Consider the following 24903-nt stretch of genomic DNA (forward strand, 5'->3'; position numbering starts at 1 on the left):
TTACATTAAAGGGTTAATGTTATTCAAAATCTAGGAACCTAGCACTTTCAATTAAGTATTTTAATTGGAAGTTTATAATTTTTCAAGTTTAACATATCTAACCATAATACCGTTGGTTTGATATCCATTATCCAATAAAATCCTAGCCGCATTTGTAGTATCCTTCGTCATAGTAAACACATTTTCATAGGTTGCGTATTCTGAATCGGAAAGTGATACACTTCCTTGTGCGCCATAGGCACCCCAACCGTGACGCCCATCACCATCACCAACGGAAAAGCTAAAATTAAAACCTCCTTGACCAGTAACGGCCTTTAATTCTATAGTAAGTTTATATTTTGCATCTTTCTCTAAAGTAATGCTTGGTTTATACAATTGTAGCGACCATGGGTTGGTTCCAGGAACGATATCTGTAGAAATCATAACTCCTTCTTCTACATAAACATTAGAAGAACCACCATCATAACCTTGATTGGTCCAACCATCTATACCGGCAGTGAAATCAGATTCGTAGATAATCTCCGATCCCAAGGATATAGAAATAGTATCTGCAATACCAGGATAACTAACCACAATTTCCGTAGTTCCGTCTACATAAGCGGTTCCTTCTGCTGGGTTTGTAGTAATACCATAGATTTCAAAATCTTCTGAGACAACTTTCACGTCACCTTTTCCAGTAACGGCTAAAATTACACTTAAGCCTTTAAGGTCTATTAATTCTCCAACAGCATAAAGCGTTTTATCAGGTTTAAATTCCAAAGTCATGCTAGTAACATTAATTTGGTTTACGGTTAGAGGTATTCCTACCATGGTTCCCGTAGCAGTAATTGCTTGAACTTCATTATCCGTAGCCTTCAATTTATCCTCATTGGCCGGCGTGGTGGTAATTCCGAAAGCAGTAAAATCATTAAAAGAAAGCTCAAGCTCCAGACCACCTGGAAGTACATAATTAACAACTGTCCTCTCAAGGTTCAACCTTTCACCTACATCATATACATTTTTTGTAGGACCAGTCACTAAAGTAGCGCTTACTGGTTCAAATGGGATTACATTGATGGATTGAGTAACCTTTACTTCTGTTTCTAAATAAGAAATAACAACACTTGTATTATTTATGGCCAAAACATCACCATTCAGAGGAGTGGTTGTAAACTTTTTTCCAAAATCAGCAAAAGCCACATCTGCTGTGGTTCCATCCTCCTGTACCGTAGTTACTACAAGGTCAGATAAATCTAATATTTCTCCACTTACATAATTCGTCTTAGGTTCTGTTTTTACTCTAAGCTCTACTATATCATTGGTAACATCTATGGCCTGAATCATACCTTTTCCAGTATTACCTACCGTTATAATCACGGCTTCATCAGAAAAATCTAATACTTTTCCATTGGTTGGCTCTGTGGTAATTCCTTTTTCTTCAAAAGAAGAATAAGGTATATCTTCACCATTCTCTCCTTCACCTAAGGTGATTATCATACTGGTAAGATCTAATGTTTCTCCCAAAACATACTTTACTTTGGGTTGCGTTTTCATTGAAATTCCACTTAATCTCGAATAAGTATTTTCTTCATCGTCACTACAAGATGTGCACAATAATATTAAAGGCAATACAATGGCAACGAACTTAAATAGTAAATTATTTATATTTTTTATCATTATCTATAGGTCTTTAAGTTCAACTGTAAACTCTTCAAAGATGGCTGTTCTATCTCGTATTACTAAAGTATCCTTTACGGTATGTGTCTCTGCGTTAACGGCATCTTTATAAGTATAATTTAAATAAATTACATCTTTTTTATTTCCTCCAAAAGAATCTCCGTCTTCAACAAATTGACCGGTACCTGTAACTCCATAAGGATCGTTTTTATAACTACTTATAGTACAAGTGTTATCCTCATTAAAGGAAAGTTCCATAATAACATTACCTGGGCTAGAGTTTTCACCACGCCCAATAAGGTTTTGATATTTAACCTTGTCCATTCCTGCTGTTTCTAAAAGTGTTAATTCATCTCTCTCTACAAAACCTGCATTATATACCCTTCCTACTGTAGAGGTAGGATCCGTAATCATATCATTACCTCTTCTAAGGTAGTTACCGTGAAACCTGTTCATAAATTTAATACCAAACAAGGTATAATCCTTCGGAAGTACATCCCAATCTAACGGGTTTACACGATCTGGATTAGACATAAAGCTCCTTCCTACGGACAAGGTATCTAAATTATCAGCCTTGGTCATTACCAACGGAATTACATAATTAGTGGTATTTACTTTACCAAACGACAAGGTGTCTTTAAAAAACGCATCACGTAATTGAACTTGAATCCTTCCCTTGGTAGAACCAGAGGGAATAGATACAGGACTTACCGTTTCAAACGTATAATATTCTGCAGGAAGTGCCTTTACATTTGCTACGTTGTTTAAAAGAGTATTGTCTACTTCAAAATAGATTTTTCGTTCTTTATCGTTTGTATAAACTCCAGTCATCAAGGCAGTTATTTCGAACCTATAATCATTATCATTATCGTTAAAGGCCAAATCATAATCTCCTAGTATAAGAGTACGGGCTGGGGTTTGATAAGGAAAATAAGCTCCTTGAAAATCGTAATCATCAAACTCCGGTTCGGTGTTGCTGCATGATAAAGCTATCAGAGCACCTATTAATAAAACTATATTTTTTGTATTCATTAATGAAGAATTTATTATTATTAAACATATTTTGGATTTAGTTCTCGACCCCTACCAGGAACCTAAACCAAACCTAATTTATTTTCTGGTTATACGATAGGTTACCAACCTTGGTTCTGTTCTAATTTATTAAATTTAACTATCTCGTTCTGTGGTATTGGGCCATAATTGGCATTATCACCATAAATTCTAGATTCAACATTTAAAATTGTATAATTAGCCCCATTATATTTCGCTCCTTTAGCGTTAGGTGTATTATCCAAAATCCCCCATCGTCTTAGGTCGTACATACGATACCCTTCAAAACAAAGTTCTAATCTGCGTTCGTTTCTAATCAATTCTCGCATATCTGCTTTAGAAGTGATACTAGACAAGTAAGCATCCCCATTACTTAGACCTACTCCAGCTCTAGACCGGATCGCTCCAATTATAGAACGAGCACTCATACCGTTTACCATATTATCAGGACCTCCTAATTCATTGGCAGCTTCAGCCAACAATAGATATAGATCCGTATAGCGTAGATAAATACTCATTTTTTCTGTTGTAGTTGTACTTCCATCATTGCTGATTACTAAACCTGGAGCTACCAATTTCTTCATGTAGAAACCAGAACGTGTAGATTTACCTTGCACCTTATCCACCTCATCACTACCGCCACCGACACCGGTATTGATAACTCTACCATTAAGATCGTTGCCATTGTATAATATGTACAAAGCCAAACGAGGATCTCTATTGGTATATGGATTCGCTGCATCGTAATCTGGGTGAGAAGTTGAGAACGGAGTACCGTCTAACATTGGAAATGCATCTACTAAGTTCTGAGTAGGATTTACAGCTCCATCTCCATTTAAAGAAGGCGGAAAATTAGCTTCCTCTACCCATGCAGAACTATATACATTTTCTCTCCATAGTACTTCTGGAAAATTACGGGTACCGTTAGGAAAATCGTAAAAATTGGTTAACCCATTTGGATCCAATCCTACTACTCCTCCGTTATCGTTCAATAGACCACCCAAAATATTGGCTGCTATTTGGTAATTATCTCCAGATCCGTTTAAGAATGCTGGACTAGCTGCCAATATATTTAATTTTGCTTGAATGGCTTTAATAATCCTTCCGCTAACACGACCATCTTGAGAACTACCAAAAACAAACTGATATCTTTCAGCATCAATATCATTATACCTTGAAGGGCGTTTTGCAAGATCTCCATCCCAATCCATTGGCAAATACTCTAAGGCTTCCTCTAAATCTGTATTGATACGATTCACCGTTTCTTGAAAGCCTAATCTTGGTATGTTAAAATCAGCATCAAAAGATAATAACTCAGAAATATAAGGTATTCCTAATAATTCACCTGAATTGTTCTTACCTCCATGTTCTTGTAAAATCCAAAAATGTCTTATCGCTCTCAACGCAATTGCTTCACCGCGCATCCTTTCCTTAAAAAGTTGATTGGTAATAGTATCTCTTTTCCAAAACACATTATCAATAACATCTAGGAAGTTGTTCACATATAGAATTTGCTCATACTGTCCCCATCTACTTGTAGGTGTATTTTGAGAATTCCATTCACCTGTAGCCATACGTGTATAATTGTTAACTACATTATTTACTGCATCGTCAGTTGCCACATCACTAAAAGAATACTGATTAGGCATTTCATCATAGCCGTTAAGCAGTAAGCCTTCGGCAAAGACGGGATCAATGTTTAATCGCTCTTCCCCTAGTAGGTTTTCATCTAAGGGCTCGAACATAGTACAAGCACCTGCGGATAAAAGAACCAAAACTATCGCTGTATATTTAAAAATATTATTCATGTCTAAAATCTATTTTTTTTAGTTAAAACTTCATTCTAAGTCCCAAAGAATAGTAACGGTACATTGGGCTATTACTTAATTGCAGTTCTCGAATGTCCTTGTTTTTTGAAATCTCTGCAAGATTTGATCCGGAAGCAAATACACTAAAATCTTGCATCTTCATCTTCTGTACCCAATTTGTTGGTAGATCATAAGTCAATTGTACACGTTGCAACCTAAAGTTACTATTGTCATACAACCAAAAGTCTGAGTTTACACCTAAGTTGTTTGTATTTGGCAATGAAGACAGTCTCGGAAAAGTTGCCGTATTAGCTGTTTCTGGAGTCCAACGCCCACGAACCACTTCAGAGTATTTTTGATCTCCTTGAGGACGATAATAGTTACCATCGGCTACACCATTACCTCCAACTTCGGCAGTTAAAAGTGCAAAGAGAGTAAAAGGACCATAATCTAAGGTAATATCAGAACTGAAAGTCCAAGGAGAATCCCATCGACCTATGGAAACTTCATCTTGATTGTTTACCACTCCATCGTTGTTTATATCTTTATAACGAATATCTCCTGGCTGTAATGCCCCAAACTGCGTAGGTATACCTGCATTAAGGGAACCATCCGTGTTAAAATCATCCTCCCCAAAGAAGCCCATAGACTTCAAGCCAAAAATAGCATTTACAGGTTTACCCTCTCTATTCTGGTACTCGTCTGCATAAACTTCATCTACCTTCTTTCTAGTAGAATTGGTGTATAATACTCTGGCACCGATGTTCATTCCAAACTCACCAAAACGATCTAAATAGTTGGCACCGAATTCAAAACCAGAATATTTATCAGCGTTGAAATTAGAATAAGGTCTAAATCCTCCATAGTATTCTGGATACACAGTGGTTGCATTGATTACTTGGTCTGTCAAATCAGATCTAAAAACATTAGCCTCTACCCATAATTTTTTAGCAATCAAGGCTTCGAAACCAAGGTTATAGTCCATTCTTTTTTCCATACCCAAATTAGTATTCTGACCTCTGGCTATTGTCGTGTATTGGTTATTGAAACCAGAACCATTAGCATCTCCCCAATTATAAAATCCATTATTACCACCTTGTTGATAAATAGCATCATATAAAAAATATCCATCAATACCTATATCAGAATAAACAACTCCCATAGAAGATCGTAGTTTTAAATAATTTAACCAAGAAGAATCTTTTAAAGACTCTTCTTCAGAAAGTACATAGGCAAAACCTAAGGTAGGAGCAAACTTACCACGATTTCCTTCTGCTAATTTTATAGAATTTACATAAGACGCATTAAAATCGAACATCAATTTGTTCTTGTATTTATAATTAACGCTCAATCCTAAATGGCTATTCTTAGAAGATTGTTTTTCGTCTATAACCTGAGTGCTATTTGCAAGCGCTATTAAAGAAGTATTAATCTCATGATTTTTGCCTAACATTTTCTCGTAGTTAATCATCCCATAGAAACCGTAACGAATAGTAAACACATTAGAATTAATATTTTCTGTAAGTCCAGCAATGTCATTATCCCTTATGTTTTCCAATCCTATAATCTTACCCTCATCACTCCAAGTAGGCTCATAAGCGGCAAACTGATTTACATTACTAGTATTGTAGAAATTATAAAAATCAAAACTCAAATAGGTTTTAGCCGATAATCCCTCAATAACAGCACTCAAATCAAAATCGATTGCATTGTTTACCTGACTTATTCTTGTTAAGTTGGTAGTACGCCCACCAGCATATACATTAGCCAAAGGCACATTGTCTCTAAAATTTCGATTTCCCCCTATAAGGAATCCATTAAATTTATTGGCAGCTTGTAAAACACCTGCTAATTCTGGATAGTTCGTGACATCTACAGCACTAATAGGTAATAAAGGAGAATATAGGTTTGGTCTAAAATTGTTACCTTCATCGTAAAGATTAGTTAAAGAAGCTTTATTTTGTTCAATAACAGCAATCATATCAAAGCTACTCTTGATCCAGTCATTTACTCGAAAGTCTATATTACCACGAACATTAAAACGCTTAACACCTTTATCGTTATCGGTAACATTCTGTATTGTCTGATCGTTCCTAAAACCAACATTGATATAATATTTGGTATCTTCTACGGATCCTGAGAAATCTGCCACCACATTGGTAAATGAAGCGTTATCTTTCATATAATCACTACTGTAAAAATCTACATTAGGATACCTGTAAGGATTTACTCCACTGGCGTGATTAGCAATTTCTTCGTCGGAAAAACTTGGAGGTGCACCGTCATTAACTCTAGCTTCGTTAAAAAGCGTCATATATTCAGCAGATCCCAGATAATTTGGCATTCTTGTAGGAAATTTGATCCCTGAACTAACACTTACATTAAACTCTTGCTTTACTGCACCACGTTTCGTTTTTACCACGATAACTCCATTCTTTCCCATAGCACCATAAAGAGCTACTGCATTGGCATCTTTTAGAATGGTGATTTCCTCGATTTCTTCCATATTTAGCAAATCGATACTTCTACCTGGAATACCATCTACAACGATTAAGGCAGAACCTAAACCACGGATGTTGTCGCTTCCTTTAAGCCCAAGCATTCTACCTGATATGGCATCGCGAACCCATTGGGTGTTATCATATTTAAGGAAATCATCGGGTTCGATAGTTGATACAGCACCAACCACGTCTATATTCTCTCGATTCTGGAATCCTAAATTTACTTCTTCCTTAATTTTGGATACCAATTTATTGGTATTCATTTTAATGGAATCGGTTGTTGCGGTTAAATCATTGTCCTGAGCGGATACTGTAAGGGAAAACATCACAGAGACGCAACCAAACAACAATGATTTTTTATATTTATTAAAGTGTGTCATAGATTATTTATATTAACAAATAGTGAAACAGTTTTGATTTTACCATCCTGGGTTTTGTGGGAATCCTTCGTACAATTCCGTATCATTCTGAGGAAATGGTAACCAATAATGTTTTTCATCAAAAACTTTAGTACGTATTATTTCTTCTCTAAAATTGATTGGTTTTCCAGCTGCATTTCTGTCAAAACGAATACCTGTTTTCAAACGGTATTTCATATCTGTACCCAATTTCCAACGTCTTACATCCATCCAGCGGTGGTTTTCGTAACTCATTTCTACGGCTCTTTCTCTACGGATCTCATCCATAAATTTGTTTACACTGGTTAAATTCTGTGGCTTAACATTTAAACTTCCGTCAGGAACGGCACGTTCACGTATGGCGTTGATGGCGTCTACTGCCGACATATTGAATCCCGGTGCTTTTCCGTCTAATCCATAAGCCATTACAGCTGCCTCTGCATACATAAGGTAGACATCGGTAAGCCTTACATGAGATCTCCATCCAAATGCTTCTACATTATCGAACTTATTGAAATTTCTTGGAGACCATTTTTTCATTCCATACCCTGTTAAGGAACCAGTATTCTGGTTAGGATTACGGTGTGCTCCATCATTATATAATTGGGCATATCGGTGTACTTCATCAGCGCCAGTTGCGGCTCCTATGTTATCAATTAACTGATCACCATCAACAACAATCCATTTGTTAAAACGGGGATCTCTATTTTTCCAAGGATCCTGAGGATCGTACAAAGGACTATCGTCACATGACAAACCATCCTTCATACCAAAATAATTATGGATATAATTATGGGTAGGAGCTGCACCTGTATCACCAGAACTCATTGCAACATCTGTTAACTGCCATATAGACGGTAAATACTTAGGATACCAACCTACGTTTCCTGGTTGACTTAAAATAAACTCAGAAGAATAAGGATACTGTCCGTTCTCAGAATAGAACACAGAACCATAATTATCCCAAGGCACCAGTTGATATCTAGGCATTTGTATTACCTGAGCTAATGCTTCGGCAGCTTTTATACTCAATTCCTTATTATATCCATAGGTATCATTACTACCTTGCATTAATGGGCTAGCTGCATATAAAAGATTCTTTCCTTTCATAGCCATGGCCGCACCTTTGGTAATACGGAACATATTCTGTCCTCTAGTCTTAGCGCCAGGAGCCCAACTTGTATCGTCCCAATCTACAGGAAGCAATGCAATGGCTTTATCAAAATCTGCATCTATTTTTAATGCCGTTTCAGACCATTCTGCAGGTCTTGGCAACTGCCAATCGTCCTCTAAAACCCTATCTATATATGGTATAGAACCCCAGAATTTCATAATTTCATGATGAAAAAACGCTCTAAAGAAATAGGACTGTCCCATAATTGCATCCCTTTCCTGTTGTGTAGCATCTACCATTAAGGTCTCTGCATTTTCAATAGCTATGTTTGCTTTTCGTATACCTTGCCAGCTACTTACCCAAACAGAACTTCTATCAAAAGGATAATCTGAATTAGTATCCTTTGGATTACCGTTACCCGAACCTTGGTTAATCATAAACATACCTCTTTGGTTTGCCCATTGACCGTATTCACCCTGATCTACCGCAAAATCAAACATCCAAGTACGGTTATTTACAGATTCTTCACCATAATAGCCGTAATACTGCCAGAAAGCTCCGGCATAATCAACCATCATAGCATACATTTCTTCTACCCAACCTTGAGAATTGTCAAAATCTTGAAAAACTTCATCGATGCTTAGGTCGGTTTCAATTGTTTTATCTAAATATTCTTCACAGGAAACTGTAAGTGTTCCTATCAAAAATAAGCAGCATATTATTTTAAATATTTTTTTCATTGTTATCGCTCTTAAAAGTTAATATTTACCCCTAGGTTAATTCTCCTAAACGAAGGATAGCTACCTCTAAAGTTACCATCTTCATTGCTCAATCTATCATCCGGAAGCTTCGACCAGAAAGCCAAATTGTTTCCGTTTATAAACACCCTATAATTGCTACCTCCTTCAGAATCAAAAGTGTATGCAAACTCCATGTTTTGTAATTTTATAAAAGATGCATCATACCATTGTCTATAAGAATCTGTACTGTGTTGTGTGTTATTAAATCCACTAAGAACGTGTTCTCCATCAGGATTATCTTTGCTCCAATAGTCAGAAAGAAAATCAAAGTACAAATGAGATTCTGCAACAAATGTTCTGTCTTGATATGACTTGGTCGCATTGTTAACTCCATAAAACTGAACACTAAAACTAAATTTCTTGTAGTTAGCCCCTAAGGATAAGTTAAAAGTATTTAGAGGACGTTCTGTATACCCAAAAGGTACTTGATCATAATCTGTACTTACAAACCCATCCATGTTCCAATCCTGTTCATCATAGAAACCTGGTCTACGAGCACTTTGGTTACTTTCTCTAGGATATGAGCCATATACATCATCCCAATTCTCCAATAAATCTCCTCTTATTAATTCACGTGGTTGCCCTATAGAAAAACCAGCCTCTTTTTGATACGAAGGTCTAAGTTCTGGATCTTCCTTATAAATTATCTCATCCTTGGTATAGGTGTAAGCTAAATTTGCATTAACACTCAAATTATCCGTAAGATCTTGTCTATAATTAAGAACCAACTCCAAACCTTTTACAGATGTTTTTCCTAGGTTGGCATCTGGCGGTTGAAAACCAAAAAAGCTAGGAACACTACGGTCATTAGCAGGGATCACAATATTATCACGATCTTCCTTAAAAAAATCTACGTCTAAAGTGAACATATTGTTTAGTGCAGCTAATTCAAAACCAATATTTGCTTTCGTTGAGGTCTCCCATTGCAAATTTGGGTTTCCAATTGTAGTTTCTTTATAAAATGTATAAGGAGATTTACTCCATTTATCACTGTTGTTTAAATAAGCGCTTCCTCCACTACCCCATTGAGAGACATAACCCCATCTACCACCTGAAGAATCATCACCTACTACACCGTAAGAACCACGAATCTTAAGCTTGTTTAACCAACTTTTTGTTCCGCTCATAAAATCTTCATTAGTTACCATCCAGCCAAGTGCTACAGAAGGAAAGAGATCGAACCTAAAACCTGGCCCATATTTCTCTGATCCGTTATAAGCTCCGTTGACATCAATAAAGTAACGGCTATCATAGTTATAGGTAGCTCGGGCTACCCAATCTTCTCTATATCTTGGAAACATATTTCCAATAGCATACTCCTCTCTGTTCATTAAAGCCAACAGACCTACGGTATGTTTCTCTCCAAAAACACGATCATAATTGAAAGAAAGCTGATAAAACAAACGTCTACTAGAATTATTATCATTAATATTCAAACCATTTCTAGACCATGGCTGAACCACATAATCAAATTGATTTTCACCTGGAGGAGTTACATAATAAAAGCTTCCATCATCATTATAAATCTTAAAAACCACATTATCATCTGCATCAACTTTAGGGTCATTAATCCCCTCATTACCTCTAAAATTGTTATCAAAGGAGAACGAACCTCTAAAACTTAAACCTTCTGCAATAAAGTCTAATTTTTGCTGTAAGACAAAATCCGTATTTACCTGTACCCTATGTTCATTGACATCACTTCTTGCTGTTAAAGAAACTGCTGGATTAAGGACATCGTATCTATTAGGATCTGCACGCCCGTAAGTACCATCAGGATACAAAGGATAAAACAAGTCTGGCGACAATTCGTAAATACTGTTATTAAGTAATGATCTATCAACACTTGTACCTCCCTGAACACCATAATACCCAGAAAGATTTACGGAAAGACGGGTAGATTTTGTTATATCAAAATCTATATTACTTCTAAAATTAAAACGATTGTAAGAAAAATCGGTAGTATAACCTCTTCCTGTATCAAAGGCGTTTGCATCATAAATATCCCCTACGTGGTTATAGTTAATAGCTCCAAAATATTTTACAGTCTCGGTACCACCTCTAACAGAAAGATCTACCTTATAATCCATAGCAAAATCCTTTTGAGTCGTGTCTATCCAATCTACATTGGGATACACATACTTATCTGTATCATTAATTGGGTTTCTATATCTATCTGCAATTGATTCAGGTACATAAAACTTCCAAGCTCCTTCATTAGCAGGTACAGAACGCTCAATAGACTCATTGGCAACCTTTATACCATTATAAGAATCGTATTTCCCTGGTAATTTCGATGGCTTTTTCAAGGTAGAACTAGCTGTTAAAGAAAGTTGTGCCTTACCAATTTTACCACGTTTAGTAGTGATAAGGATAACCCCATTGGCTCCTTTTACACCAAATACAGCGGTAGCCGAAGCATCTTTTAATACAGAAATACTCTCCACATCATTGGCATTAACATCATTCATACTACGCTCAATACCATCTACCAAAATAAGTGGCTGTCCGCTTCCATTCCAACTACTCTTTCCACGAATAAAAATATCAGGAGACTCTTCTCCTGGACGCCCCGTAGAAGAAACAGTGGTAACACCTGGCAAACGCCCTGTAAGCGCTTGTCCTACCGTAGATACTCCACCAGACTCCATCAATTTCTCTCCTGTAACTTGTACAATAGAACCTACAACACTTTCTTTCTTTTGTTTACCGTAACCGACAATTACAATTTCACCTAGACTAGCTACATCTTCTACAAGTTCTACACTAATTGTTGCACTACCTGTTACAGGTATTTCTAAAGTTTTAAATCCTAGATAAGAAAACACTAACGTTTTGGTACCCAAAGTTAATTCAATAGAATAGTTTCCATCAAAATCTGTTGTTGTTCCCCTAGTCGTCCCTTTTTGCACCACACTTACACCTGGTAAAGTCAGTCCATTTACATCCGTGACAACACCAGTAATATTTTCCTGTGCTTGCACATTAACAGCTGTAAAACTGCAGAAAACAAGTGCGAGTAACAACATAAATCCCGAAACTGGTTTCTCGTTTTTTAGTTTTTGCTTCATTTTTTGTTTTAAATTTTAATAAAATTATAATATAAACTGACTCAAAGTAAGAATACAATCAAAATCCATCATTGTAACATTACCAATACCTTGTTGTAGTATATTGGCACCGGTTACAGACAGATTTACTAAACCTTTAACGGTAATATTCTGTTGAGGATTCTCATTGGCCCATATAGTAAAATGGGACATAAAAATGAGTAATACAAAGAGCCGCATTTTCCTACATAAATTAAAACAGAAAATGAGCTGTTTTGTATAAAGTATTTGTTTTTCCATACATTTAAATCTTTTTTAATCACTTATGTCTATAAGTTTTGGTTGATATTTATTTTAACTAGCCAAAATCATTCGTAGAGTTTCTACTTATCATGGCTTAAATCTAACTAATACATCATTTCATTGTTTTTAATTCATAAACATTAAATTAATTGCCCTTTATAAAAGCACTGTTATATATTTAGTTTTGTACACTGCTTAGTTATACCTCAATGTTAAGAAAAAGTTAAATAAACAATTAATCGAAATAAAGCATATACTATAACTAATATTGCATTATCTATAATTAATCACGATACAGAACAGACTAGCTACCTAGACCTACCATTATTTCTTTTGTTGATAAAGATTGATTTAGAAATTTAAATTCAGCTTCTTTTTTACTACAAGAAAAAACAAGAAATAACCAAATAATAAAAGCACCTTTAGGTTTTAGTTTTTTGATATTTGTTTTAGTTTTATTAAAGGTCATTAACTAAATATTAAAACTAGTAACAGTATTAAAACACCTACAATTAGTATTTCTGAAATGATATTTCTTATGGGATATTTTTTCTGCATAATTAACTCATACTACTATCCAAATATAGAAAGTTGATGTACTTTTGAGTAAAAGAAAGAATGCATACTATGTTAATTTTGGATCTTTTTAAGGTAAAATAGCATAAACACACTATCTATATTAGCTTTTAGTAGCTAATTTTACATTTAAAAAATAAAAAGGAAAGAGTTATTGTTTTTCTTTGATAACAACTTCAGTTGGAAGCTTCCCAAAGTGTGCTTTGAAACATTTTGTAAAATAAGAAGCTGAAGAGAAACCAACTTTAAAACCAACTTCGCTTATAAATGCAGAACCTGTTTCTAATATTTGATACGCTCTTTCTAATCTAATTCTTCGTAACAGTTCGTTTGGAGTTTGCCCTGTTAAAGATTTTATTTTTCTGTATGATTGACTTTTACTTAAGTTCAATTCATTGGCTAATTCTTCTACACTTAAACTAGAATTGCTAATATTTTCACCTATGTATGCCAAAACTTTATTAATAAATTCTTTGTCTATAGAGGTAGCATTTGTGTTCTCTTTTGCACCACTCACTTCACTAAAGTATTTATCAAAAATTAATTTTCTACTGGTAATTAATTGAGACAGTCTTAACGTGAGCAAACGCATATCGAATGGTTTGGTCATATAGGCATCAGAGCCATGTTCTATTCCTTCAATACGATCATCAATTCTTGCTTTTGCAGTAAGCATTAATAAAGGAATATGACTTGTTTTAATATCTGTTTTAATACGTCTACAAAATTCAAATCCATCCATTTCTGGCATAATAACATCTGTTAAAATAACATCTGGAAAAGATTTTTCTGCAATTTTTAACCCTTCTAAACCATTATTTGCTAATAAAACTTTGTAGGTTTTACTTAATTCTGTTTTTAAATAATTTCTTAACTCAGTATTATCTTCTACCACTAAAATAGTATACTTTTTAGAGGTTGTTTTTTCAATCTCTTCTTGCTCTTCTGATCCCGAAATTTTATTTTCGGGGATAAAGTTTATTTCTTTTTTAGGAAGATCTGACTCCGCTTTAAAACTCTTAATTTCATCTTTAGTAAAATGCTCTTTTCCTTTTGGTAAAATTATTCTAAAGGTAGTTCCCTCATCTATTTTACTAGTTACTTCTATTTTACCTTTATGTAAATTAACAAAACTACTAACTACTTCTAGCCCAATACCTGTTCCGCCATAGTAAGTTTTATTAAGACTTTCTACTTGATAAAATCTTTCAAATATTTTATCTACCTGATCTTCTTCTAACCCTTTACCTGTATCTGATATTACAATTTCTACTACTTTTACTGCTTTGGTTAATGAAATAAGTGGTAATATATAGTCTTCATCATTGTCTATTAAATTTACATTGATCACCCCATTATCTGGAGTCACTTTCATTGCATTTGATAAAATATTGAAGATAATTTTTTCGAGCATATTTTGATCTGCCCATGTTTTTATCAACGACATTTCTGTATCTAAAGTCAAGAATATATTTCTATTTGAAGCTTCTTCTTTAAAGAACAGCACAATATTCTTGGTAAAATCTACCAAATTTAATTCTGATGCTCTCACTCTTACCTTATCAAATTCTAACTTTCTTAAATCCATTAGCTCATTTATAAGCCTAAATAATCTATCAGAATTTCTATAAATAGTGCTGTGTTTAGATTTAACTTTTTCTGGTAAATTTAAAGTTTTATCCATCATCATATCCTTCAAAGGATTTAATATCAACGTTAAAGGAGTTCTAAATTCGTGAGAAATATTTGTAAAAAACTGTAATTTATTTTTATTTAGAATCTCTTGTTGAATTCTTTGAGTTCTTTCGTTTTTAATGAGTTCTTTTTCTTTTATTCTACTTCTTGTTATTTTATTTAAAAGTAAAACTCCAAATCCAAAAAGTAGCACATAAGTAGCCAACGCCAAGTTAGATTTCCACCAAGGTGGTAAAATTGTTATTTTTAATTCTAATGGTTTTTCATTCCAAAGACCATCATTATTTGCCGCTTTTAACTTAAAAACATAGTCTCCATAATCTAAATTGGTATAAGTAGCACTTCTTTGATTGCCTACATAATTCCAAGATTTTTCTAAACCTTCTAAATAATAAGCATATTTATTTTTCTCTGGTCTGGTGTAGTTAATCCCTGTATATTGTATGGTAAACACAGACTGCTCATGATTAAACTCTATACTAGATGTTTCTGTAATGGTTTTAGTAAGTGGCGAGTTTTCTTCATTAGGAATCACGTCTTTGTTAAAGATTTTTAAACCCGTTAAATAAAGAGAAGGTACACTAGAATTTGTACTTAAGTCTTTTGGGTTAAAAAAGTCTACTCCTTTATAATTTCCAAAATAAAGTTTTCCTTCGTCGTCTCTTAATACTGCATTAAAATTAAAATCATCAGATAATAAACCATCGTTTGTGGTGTAATTAACAACTTCACTTGTTTTTAAATCTAGCTTTGTAATTCCAGCATTTCCACTCACCCAAATATCACCTTTTTTATCTTCAATGATACTTGCAATGTTTTCTTCATTTAATCCAGAAAACTTATTAAACCATTTAAATTCGTCTTTAGTTTTATCATACCTACATAATCCAGCACCTCTTGTACCAATCCAAAGGTAATTATCGGTACTTTGATATAAAGATAATATGTGCGTTGAACTTCTTTGGTTATTGTTTGACTTAGCCAATTGGTTAACAAAAGATTTTACACTTAGTACACCTTGGTTATTATTTATTTTAAAGAGCCCAATAGTTGTTCCTAACCAAATTGAACCATCATTATCTACTAATATTTTTCTAACGTCGCTTGTAGGTATACCATGTTTTGCAAATTCATGCGAATTATGGTACGTTAAAACATGTGTTTTTGGATTAAAACTATAAACACCTGTGTAAAAAGTACCTATCCAAATAACACCATCTTTATCTTCTGCAAAACTTAAGATAGCGTTAGAAAATAGTTTTCCATTTGAACTTTTGATATTGATATTTGTAATATTTTTAAATCCATCTTTTAAAACGTAAATTCCATTATCCCAACTACCTGCCCAAATATTCTTTTTACTATCAATAAAAATAGTTTGAATGTGATTACTAGTAAGCCCCGAATATGCTTTATCATTAACTTTATTAATATGGTCTACTTTAGATGTTTTAATATCAAAAACATCAATACCACCACCATCCATAGTAATCCATAATTTATCATGAGCATCTCTTACAATACCTGTAACAGATCCTATCTGCAAAGAATTTGGATTATTTTCTAAACTCTCTATGTTATCGAACTTATCAAATAAATGATCACTAACTACAACTCCATTATTGTAATACCCCATCCATACCCTCTTACTTTTATCAACAAATAATGACCAAATTGAATTTGAACGGATACTATTTTTGTCTTTTTTATTATAGAGGTAGTTTTTTATTAAAGCACCATTAGAATCCATGTGAAAAAGACCGTCATTTTCTGAACCAAACAGAAAGGTTTTATCGGCTAATTCTACTAAAGATAAGATGCGTTTTTCAGTTATCGGAAATTGCGAAAAATCAACAATATTATCATCTTTAAATTGATACTTAAAAACACCTTTGGTGTAGCTTCCTGCCCATAAATTATTGTCATTATCTACCAATAAAGTTTGAATAGGTATCGCGAAATTTAAAATATTGGAATCCTCTATTTTTTTAGGTTTTAAAATTGTTGAGTTTAGAGTATCTAACTTTCTTAATCCTAAACTTGTACCCAAAAATATAGTACCGTTTTTAATCTTTTGTATACTATTTATAGCTGGTCTACTATTATCTTTACAAGCTATTCTTTGTATTTTATTCGTTTTTAAATTAAGCTTAAATAAACCATTTAACCTTGTACCAATGTAAAGGTTACCTCTAGATTCTAGAATACTTAAAACAGATATATTAGCATTATCTAATAGCCCAACAGATATTTTTTTAAACTGATCTAAATCTCTATCATAAAGATTTAAACCATCTTCTGTACCAACCCAAAGGTTATTATCTTTATCTAAATAGGAAGAAAACACCAAATTACTACTTATAGAGGTTGCATCTTCTTGCATAAACTTGTAAGAAGTGTAATCAAGACCATCAAATTTATACAAACCAGATCCATTTGTTCCTATCCAAATAAAACCGTAATTGTCTTGTATAATCGTATAAATACCAACTTTAGAGATACCTTCTTTTATTGTTTCAAAATTAAAATTTTGCGTTTTATTTTGTGCCTCTATATGTATACAGAAAAATGTACATAAAGACAAAATAAAAGTAATACCCCATTTAAGTTGCATAATATTGAATTTTAATTAGGACTAAATTTACTGTTTTTTGTTAGAATAAAACGATCCATTTTAAAACCATCTTCTCTCATAGAAAAAGACAACACGTATTCTCCTGATTTATCAAAGTTTAAGTAAATTGTTTTTTCTGTACCACAATGATTATCTGTCATTCTTTGTGCAGAAGACCAAGTCCATTCATTTTTACCATCGCACCATTGCATTCTTGCTCCGCTTTCTTGCCAATTTTCATTAAAACCAACATGTACTCCATTATCTTCTGTACCGGTAGAAAGTGCATTTACCCAAATATAATATTTTCCGGGATTATTTATTTTTATTTTATAAGAAATTACACCTCCTGTACCCGAAACCGGAAAGAAATTTTCACCTAAAATAAGTGTATCATCATGTGTAACCCTAGTATCTGGTAATGCTTGAATATAACTGTTTTTATTAGCTGAATTACTATAGTTTTCTCCGCTTATTTTATCATCCAAAGATCTTACAACCCAATTTCTCTTTGTGCTGTTGTTATTTTTATAATGATAATTTTCAGCTTCAATTTCTAACATTCCGTCTTTTTCTTCAAAAGATTTTGTGTCTGCTAGTATTTTTAGCAACGAATAATCTTTAGGAGTAAAAGTAATAGAATTCCATCTTCCTCTAGACCAAGCTGTTTCATTTCCTTCTGGAATTAAACCATTGGTAACTGCCTTAGAGGTTATTTCTAGGATATCATTTTCATGTAAAAAGACATTCTCAATTTGGTGTCTAACATTTTTAAAATCTACAGAAACTCTAGGGTTTTTAATTGTATCTAAATCAGTACCATTAATTTTAATTACATATTCAGATTCCCCATCATTTTCTGCGGTAGTTACAAAAGTAAAATTATAAATACCTGTAACTCCTTTAAATTTAGCAATTGCCGTTGCAAATTTGTCTCTATTATTTTCTTCTGATGCTTCAATTGCCAATACGTTGTTTGGAAAATCTTTGTAATATTCTAAACCATCATTTTTTAATAGCTCAAAATCTTGAATCGCATTTAAACTGATAATTTTTTGCTCATTTTCATTCGGACTTTCTTTTTCATTTTTGGTTGCTATAATCAGTGCAACCCAATCTTTATCTTTATTTGGTGGAAAACCAATTGATTTTTCACTTCCACCTGTAATTTTTTTAATAGAACCGTTTACTAGTTTTCCGCCACTTCTTGGATTGTACCATTTAACTGTGTACTTTTTGGGTGCACCAAATAAATTGATTTTAGTTTCTTTTACCTCTGGTAAATAAATAGCATACGTTTTATCATTTTCTACAAAAACATAATCATTTGGATTATCTGTTAAGCCATCTGCAGATTGCATTTTATCGAAAGATAAGTACTTATTAAAAAAGTCTAATGCATGTTTTGTTTGGTTCCAAACGTTTTCTCTTGATCTCCAATCTTCACAGTTTAAATCATTGTGCGCATATTTATACCCAAAATACCACTCTACTCCGGCACCACCAGCCATTAAATTTCCCCATAAAACTTTATGTCTTATATTATCGTGATCAGGATCATCTGCATCTGGTTTTGCTCCTATTTCTGCAGGCCCGATTTCATCTTGTGTAACAATCCATTTTTTTCCGGTTAATTGAGATTCATTAACCCATTTTTTAGTGATATTATGAATTGAATCTGGACTATTTGTTTGCATAGAAGAACCGTCTAAAAACTCATAGCCTAACAAAGGCTCTAAATACAAATCTTGCTCTTTTGGAATAGAATGTGTGTGTAAAGCCACAAAATTCTGATAAGGATCATGTGTTTTAATATACTTTGCCATCGCTTTTCTATCAGCATCATTTTGCCCTTTAGGAGACCAATGTACAGGCCCATTTTCTTCACCTAAATTCCAGGTAATTGCTAAATGATGTGCAAATCTTGCAATTAATTCTCGGTAATATAATTTACGTTGCGTTTTTAACTCACCAATATCTAATAACAATTCGTTTTCTGTTTCTTGAGTAACAATATGCAACATCAAACCTAAATGATCCATATGATCAAAGACAATTTCCCATTGATCTAATTTACTTGTATCAAAACGAGTTCTGTCATTTTTAGTAGCCCAAGGCCAAACATCATCTCCATCTCCTTGTACATTCATTGTTAAAAAATAAACAGAGTTCATTCCTTTAGATGCCAAATAATTTAATGCTCCAATAATGTTTTTCCCTTTTCCGTTTTGCCAAGTTGGATCACCTTCTTTCCAATCCTTAAAATGTGGTTGATACTTATGAGTTGCTGGAGTTTCATCAAACTCATAATACGCCAAAAAGTTTTCTGGACTATCTGCACCACCTTTTAAAAATGGTTTGTTAGATTCTGAATAATACAAATAACGTTCGTCTTTGTAAATTAATCGTCCATTGGTTCTATCTGCACTCTCTTTTATTACAAAACTACCGGTTTCGTTATCAAAACCAACAGATTCCCCTGCTTTTTCATCATCATTTATAGCAATTTCATTTCCTTTTTTAAAAGAAGCTTCATAAGTCCATTTTCCTATTTTATTAGGCATAAAACGCACTTGCCAAACAGTTCCTTTTTTAGAACTTGTTTCTGCAGAATTTCCATCCGCAGCAAAAAAACCAGGAATTGTGATTTCTTCATCTCCGTTTTTAAAAGTTACATTTAATCTATAATTTAAGAAAGGATTATCTTCATCGTTTTCACTAAATTCTTTATAATCAAAATGAATGGTTACTTTGTTCCATTTTTCTAATTTTCCTTCAATTTTTCCTTGAGAAAATAAAGTAAAATTAAAAACAAGTACTAAGAAATAGAGACTAAAACTTCTTTTGTTTATTGACATAAAATTAAATTTTGAGTTAATAGAACTTTTTAAAAGAATAAAATTACATTTAAACTAAATTAATGGATAACAAAAAACGTGCATGAAGTGTTATAGATTGAGCAAAAGGTACTATTAACCTATAATTTACAAGGTTTATCTTAAAAATATTATTGCATAAAAAAAGGTAAACTCTACATAGAATTTACCTTTTTTCTTCTTCATAACAAGAATCCCAACACTAATTCCCCTTCTTATAATCTTCTAAAAATTGTGCCAATCCACTATCTGTTAAAGGATGTTTTAACAACCCCGTAATTGATGATAAAGGTCCAGTCATCACATCAGATCCTAATTTAGCACAGTTAATAACATGCATTCTATTTCTTACAGATGCAGATAAAATTTGTGTTTTAAAACTATAATTATCATAGATCTGTCTAATTTCTTTAATCAAATGTAAGCCATCTGTAGAAATATCATCTAAACGTCCTAAAAAAGGAGACACATACGTTGCTCCTGCTTTTGCAGCTAATAATGCTTGTCCTGCAGAAAAAACTAACGTTACGTTTGTTTTAATTCCTTTATCAGAAAAATATTTACATGCTTTTACACCATCTGCTATCATTGGTAATTTTACAACAATTTGAGAGTGCAACGCTGCTAACTCTTCTCCTTGTTCAATCATTCCATCATAATCTGTAGCAATTACTTCTGCAGAAACATCTCCTTCTACAATGTCACAAATCTTTTTATAATGATTTAAAATATTCTCTGCCCCTGTAATTCCTTCTTTTGCCATTAAAGATGGATTTGTTGTTACTCCATCTAAAACTCCTAAAGCTTCTGCTTCTGCAATATCATTTAAATTTGCTGTATCTATAAAAAATTTCATACTTTTAATTTTATACTGTTTTTAAATATTCTAATACTTGTTGGCTTACTTTTTCTCCTGTAAATCCAAATTTATCATCTAAGATTGTTGCTGGTGCAGAATATCCAAAATGATCCAATCCGAACACTTTACCTGCATCACCAACCAAACCTTCTAAGTTTACTGGTAAACCTGCAGTTAAGCCGAATAATGGTTTATTTTTAGGTATAACACTTTGTTGATATTCCTTAGATTGTAACCTAAACACTCCTTCAGAAATTACAGAAGCAATATTTACTTTCAATCCGTTTTCTGATTCTAAAATTTCTGCTGCAGCTACTAATGTTGCTACTTCAGATCCATTTGCAACTAAAACAACATCTGGGTTTGCTACTTCTTTTACCAAATAACCACCTTTTTCTGCTGCTAAAGCTTCTTTATATCTTGATGACGTTCCTTTGGTTGGTAAATCTTTAATGCCTTGTCTTGATAAAATTAAACCTGTTGGTGTATTTTTATTTTCTAAAGCCATTTTCCAAGCTACACTTGTTTCTGCAGAATCAGCAGGACGTAAAGCCATAAAACTTGGATTTCCACTATGGTTTTTCAATTTTTCTAACAAACGAATTTGTGCTTCTTGTTCTACTGGTTGATGTGTTGGCCCATCTTCTCCAACTCTAAATGCATCATGAGTCCACACATATTTCACTCCCAATTCTTGAATTCCGCTTAAACGAATCGCTGGTTTCATATAATCTGAAAATACAAAGAAAGTAGCTACTACAGGAATAATTCCACCATGTAATGCAATTCCGTTTGCAATACAAGACATGGTTAATTCTGCAACACCTGCTTGTAAAAATGATCCGCTAAAATCTCCTTTTTTAAGCGCATGTGTTTTCTTTAAAAATCCGTCTGTTTTATCAGAATTTGATAAATCTGCAGAAGAAACAATCATGTTTTCTACATTCTCAGCTAAATACCCTAAAACTCCAGAAGAAGCTGCTCTTGTTGCCAATCCTGCTTTATGTTCTATTCCTTCGAAATCTAATTCTGGTAATTCTCCTGATAAAAAGAAATCTAATTTTATCGCTAATTCAGGATTTGCTTCTCTCCAAATAGAAATATCTACTTTCTTACTTTTAGCTTCTTCAATTTTTCTTTCTAATAATTCTTTATAAAAAACACTTACATCTTCATAAATATCAAAAGGACTTTCCGGATTTGCGCCTAAATTTAATAAGGTTTTTGCATAATCTGCTCCTGTTGCTCCAATTGGCTGACCGTGTAATTCACATTCACCTTCAAAAATTGAATCATCTGCAGAAACACATCCTTTACCCATGATGGTTTTACCAATAATTAAGGTTGGTTTTTCTGTTTCGGCATTTGCGTCTTTTAATGCTTTTCTTATTTCATCATGGTTATGACCATCAATAGTTACTACTTTCCAACCCCAAGCTTCATACTTCATGGCTGTATCTTCAGAAGTAACTTCATCTGTTGATGTAGATAATTGAATATCATTAGAATCGTAGAACATAATAAAATTGTTCAACCCTAAATGACCTGCAATTCTTCCTGCTCCTTGAGATATTTCTTCTTGCACTCCACCATCAGAAATAAAACCATATACCTTATGATCCATCCAGTTACCAAAACGAGCTTTTAAGAATTTTGCTGCAATAGCTGCACCAACTCCCATAGTATGCCCCTGACCTAAAGGTCCAGATGTGTTTTCGATACCTCTTGCAACATCAACTTCTGGATGCCCAGGAGTAATTGAACCCCATTGTCTAAAATTAGCAACATCTTCCTTTTTATAATTTCCTAAAAGATAGTATTGCGCATACATTAAAGTTGATAAATGACCAGCATCCATAAAAAAACGATCTCTGAATGCCCAAGTCATATCTGACGGATCGAAATTAAAGAATTCTGAATATAGAATGTGCATAAAATCTGCACCTCCCATTGGTCCTCCAGGATGCCCAGAGTTTGCTTTTTCTACCATTGCAACCGCTAAAGCTCTAATATTGTCAGCCGATTGTTGGTCTATTTTTGTATTCATTTTTTTAAATTTATAAATTAACCCAATTGAGAAATAATAGCTTCAATTAGGATTTTTTTTTTAATTATTTCTTTTTCCAAAGACTTTCCATTTCTTCTAATGTTTTACCCTTTGTTTCCGGAACATATTTCATAATAAATAACATTGCCAGAACACTCATAATACCATATACCCAATACGCAAAACCATGGTTAAATAGCCCTGTTAAGTATGAATTATCATTCATCATTGGGAATGTTAAAGACACTAAATAGTTAGATATCCATTGTGCTGCAACCGCAATTGCCAAAGCTTTTCCTCTAATTTTATTAGGAAAAATCTCTGCTAACAGAACCCAAGTTACAGGCCCCCAACTCATAGCAAAACTTGCCACATACAACATCATACAAAACAATGCAAAATAGCCTGTTGCTCCTACATAAAACACAAAACCTAAGCTTACCATAGCTACTGCCATACCTGCTGCTCCAATAATCATTAACGGTTTTCTACCATATTTATCTACTGTTTTTACAGCAACAATAGTAAATAAGAAGTTTACAATACCTACAATAATGGTCATTAACAAGGCACTATCCGTACCTGATGAAATGGTTTTGAAAATTTCTGGTGCGTAGTACAATACCACATTAATCCCTACAAATTGTTGAAAAATAGAAAGTAAAACTCCAATGATAATTACCAACCAACCAAAAGACAAGATATGGCCTGAAGTTTTTTCGTTCATAGAAGCTTCTATTTCTGTCAAAACTCTATTTCCTTCTTCTTCTCCATTTACTTTTACTAAAACTTCTAACGCTTCTTCTGGTTTGTTTCGCAACATTAAAGAACGAGGTGTATCTGGCACAAAGAATAAAAGTCCTAAAAACAAGCCTGCAGGTATTACCTCTGAAGCAAACATCCATCTCCAACCAACAGAATTTAACCAAGCATCTGAACCTCCACTTCTAGAAATAAAATAGTTTACAAAATAAACTACCATAAAGCCACCAACAATGGCTAATTGATTAAAAGAAACTAACTTACCTCTACTTTTTGCAGGTGCAATTTCTGCTATGTATAGTGGTGATAACATAGATGCTAACCCAACTCCAATACCTCCAATAATTCTATACACAATAAATATGGTTGAATATGTATGGTCTAACTCACCTAAAGTACCTATAAACATTTCTGGCATTGCAGAACCTAAAGCTGAAATTAAAAACAAAATTGCGGCTAAGATTAACCCTTTTTTTCTTCCTAATTTTTTACTGACTACCCCTCCAAAAACACCACCAATAATGCAACCTATTAATGCACTTGACACTAAAAACCCTTTAAAAGCACTTGCAGCTGTTTCTGATAATCCTTTTGGAATTACAAAAAAACTATCTAGAGAACCTACAGTTCCTGAAATTACACCGGTATCATAACCAAATAGTAATCCGCCTAAAGTGGCTACTAATGTTAACTTAATAAGATACCCTGAATTTGTTGATTTCCCCATAGTTTTCTAGAAGTTAGTTTGTGTGTCTTTTTTATAACTAAGTTTTATTAAAAGACCTTTCAAAATT

Annotated in this window: 11 protein-coding genes; all 11 read right to left on the minus strand. The window is 33.4% G+C overall.

Annotation, left to right across the window (positions count from 1 at the left end):
• Nucleotides 1-72 precede the first annotated feature (72 nt).
• Entirely contained in the window at nucleotides 73-1656 is a 1584-nt protein-coding gene (locus H0I27_RS13075) for a carbohydrate binding domain-containing protein (protein ID WP_218731102.1), read from the minus strand.
• A gap of 3 nt (nucleotides 1657-1659) precedes the next feature.
• On the minus strand, nucleotides 1660-2688 hold the full coding sequence (locus H0I27_RS13080) for a DUF5627 domain-containing protein (protein WP_218731103.1): 1029 nt from the start codon (nucleotides 2686-2688) through the stop codon (nucleotides 1660-1662).
• A 101-nt stretch (nucleotides 2689-2789) separates the two neighbouring features.
• Nucleotides 2790-4514: a RagB/SusD family nutrient uptake outer membrane protein gene (locus H0I27_RS13085; protein WP_218731104.1), complete on the minus strand. Its 1725-nt coding sequence runs from the start codon at nucleotides 4512-4514 to the stop codon at nucleotides 2790-2792.
• A 22-nt stretch (nucleotides 4515-4536) separates the two neighbouring features.
• Complete coding sequence (locus H0I27_RS13090; protein ID WP_218731105.1) at nucleotides 4537-7395, minus strand: SusC/RagA family TonB-linked outer membrane protein; 2859 nt, start codon at nucleotides 7393-7395, stop codon at nucleotides 4537-4539.
• 39 nt (nucleotides 7396-7434) lie between these two features.
• Entirely contained in the window at nucleotides 7435-9267 is a 1833-nt protein-coding gene (locus tag H0I27_RS13095) for a RagB/SusD family nutrient uptake outer membrane protein (RefSeq protein WP_218731106.1), read from the minus strand.
• Nucleotides 9268-9278: 11 nt separating this feature from the next.
• A complete protein-coding gene (locus H0I27_RS13100; protein ID WP_218731107.1) occupies nucleotides 9279-12398 on the minus strand; it encodes a TonB-dependent receptor in 3120 nt (1039 codons plus the stop codon).
• Between the two features lie 1009 nt (nucleotides 12399-13407).
• Nucleotides 13408-17565, minus strand: a complete 4158-nt coding sequence (locus tag H0I27_RS13105; protein WP_218731108.1) for a hybrid sensor histidine kinase/response regulator transcription factor — start codon at nucleotides 17563-17565, stop codon at nucleotides 13408-13410.
• Between the two features lie 11 nt (nucleotides 17566-17576).
• Entirely contained in the window at nucleotides 17577-20423 is a 2847-nt protein-coding gene (locus H0I27_RS13110) for a DUF5060 domain-containing protein (protein ID WP_218731109.1), read from the minus strand.
• A gap of 220 nt (nucleotides 20424-20643) precedes the next feature.
• Nucleotides 20644-21297 carry a fructose-6-phosphate aldolase gene (fsa, locus tag H0I27_RS13115; protein ID WP_218731110.1) on the minus strand — a complete coding sequence of 218 codons (654 nt, stop codon included), beginning with the start codon at nucleotides 21295-21297 and terminating at the stop codon, nucleotides 20644-20646.
• Between the two features lie 10 nt (nucleotides 21298-21307).
• Nucleotides 21308-23347, minus strand: a complete 2040-nt coding sequence (locus tag H0I27_RS13120; RefSeq protein ID WP_218731111.1) for a transketolase — start codon at nucleotides 23345-23347, stop codon at nucleotides 21308-21310.
• Nucleotides 23348-23411: 64 nt separating this feature from the next.
• Nucleotides 23412-24836, minus strand: a complete 1425-nt coding sequence (gene xylE, locus H0I27_RS13125; RefSeq protein WP_218731112.1) for a D-xylose transporter XylE — start codon at nucleotides 24834-24836, stop codon at nucleotides 23412-23414.
• Between the last annotated feature and the right edge of the window lie 67 nt (nucleotides 24837-24903).

Origin of the sequence: Polaribacter sp. HaHaR_3_91 (assembly GCF_019278525.1) — a bacterium.
In the GTDB taxonomy this organism is placed as follows: domain Bacteria; phylum Bacteroidota; class Bacteroidia; order Flavobacteriales; family Flavobacteriaceae; genus Polaribacter.

Bases quoted from the DNA above. Each gene is read 5' to 3' on its own strand.
- H0I27_RS13075 (WP_218731102.1), bottom strand. From the start codon at position 1,656: ATGATAAAAAATATAAATAATTTACTATTTAAGTTCGTTGCCATTGTA.
- H0I27_RS13080 (WP_218731103.1), bottom strand. From the start codon at position 2,688: ATGAATACAAAAAATATAGTTTTATTAATAGGTGCTCTGATAGCTTTA.
- H0I27_RS13085 (WP_218731104.1), bottom strand. From the start codon at position 4,514: ATGAATAATATTTTTAAATATACAGCGATAGTTTTGGTTCTTTTATCC.
- H0I27_RS13090 (WP_218731105.1), bottom strand. From the start codon at position 7,395: ATGACACACTTTAATAAATATAAAAAATCATTGTTGTTTGGTTGCGTC.
- H0I27_RS13095 (WP_218731106.1), bottom strand. From the start codon at position 9,267: ATGAAAAAAATATTTAAAATAATATGCTGCTTATTTTTGATAGGAACA.
- H0I27_RS13100 (WP_218731107.1), bottom strand. From the start codon at position 12,398: ATGAAGCAAAAACTAAAAAACGAGAAACCAGTTTCGGGATTTATGTTG.
- H0I27_RS13105 (WP_218731108.1), bottom strand. From the start codon at position 17,565: ATGCAACTTAAATGGGGTATTACTTTTATTTTGTCTTTATGTACATTT.
- H0I27_RS13110 (WP_218731109.1), bottom strand. From the start codon at position 20,423: ATGTCAATAAACAAAAGAAGTTTTAGTCTCTATTTCTTAGTACTTGTT.
- fsa (WP_218731110.1), bottom strand. From the start codon at position 21,297: ATGAAATTTTTTATAGATACAGCAAATTTAAATGATATTGCAGAAGCA.
- H0I27_RS13120 (WP_218731111.1), bottom strand. From the start codon at position 23,347: ATGAATACAAAAATAGACCAACAATCGGCTGACAATATTAGAGCTTTA.
- xylE (WP_218731112.1), bottom strand. From the start codon at position 24,836: ATGGGGAAATCAACAAATTCAGGGTATCTTATTAAGTTAACATTAGTA.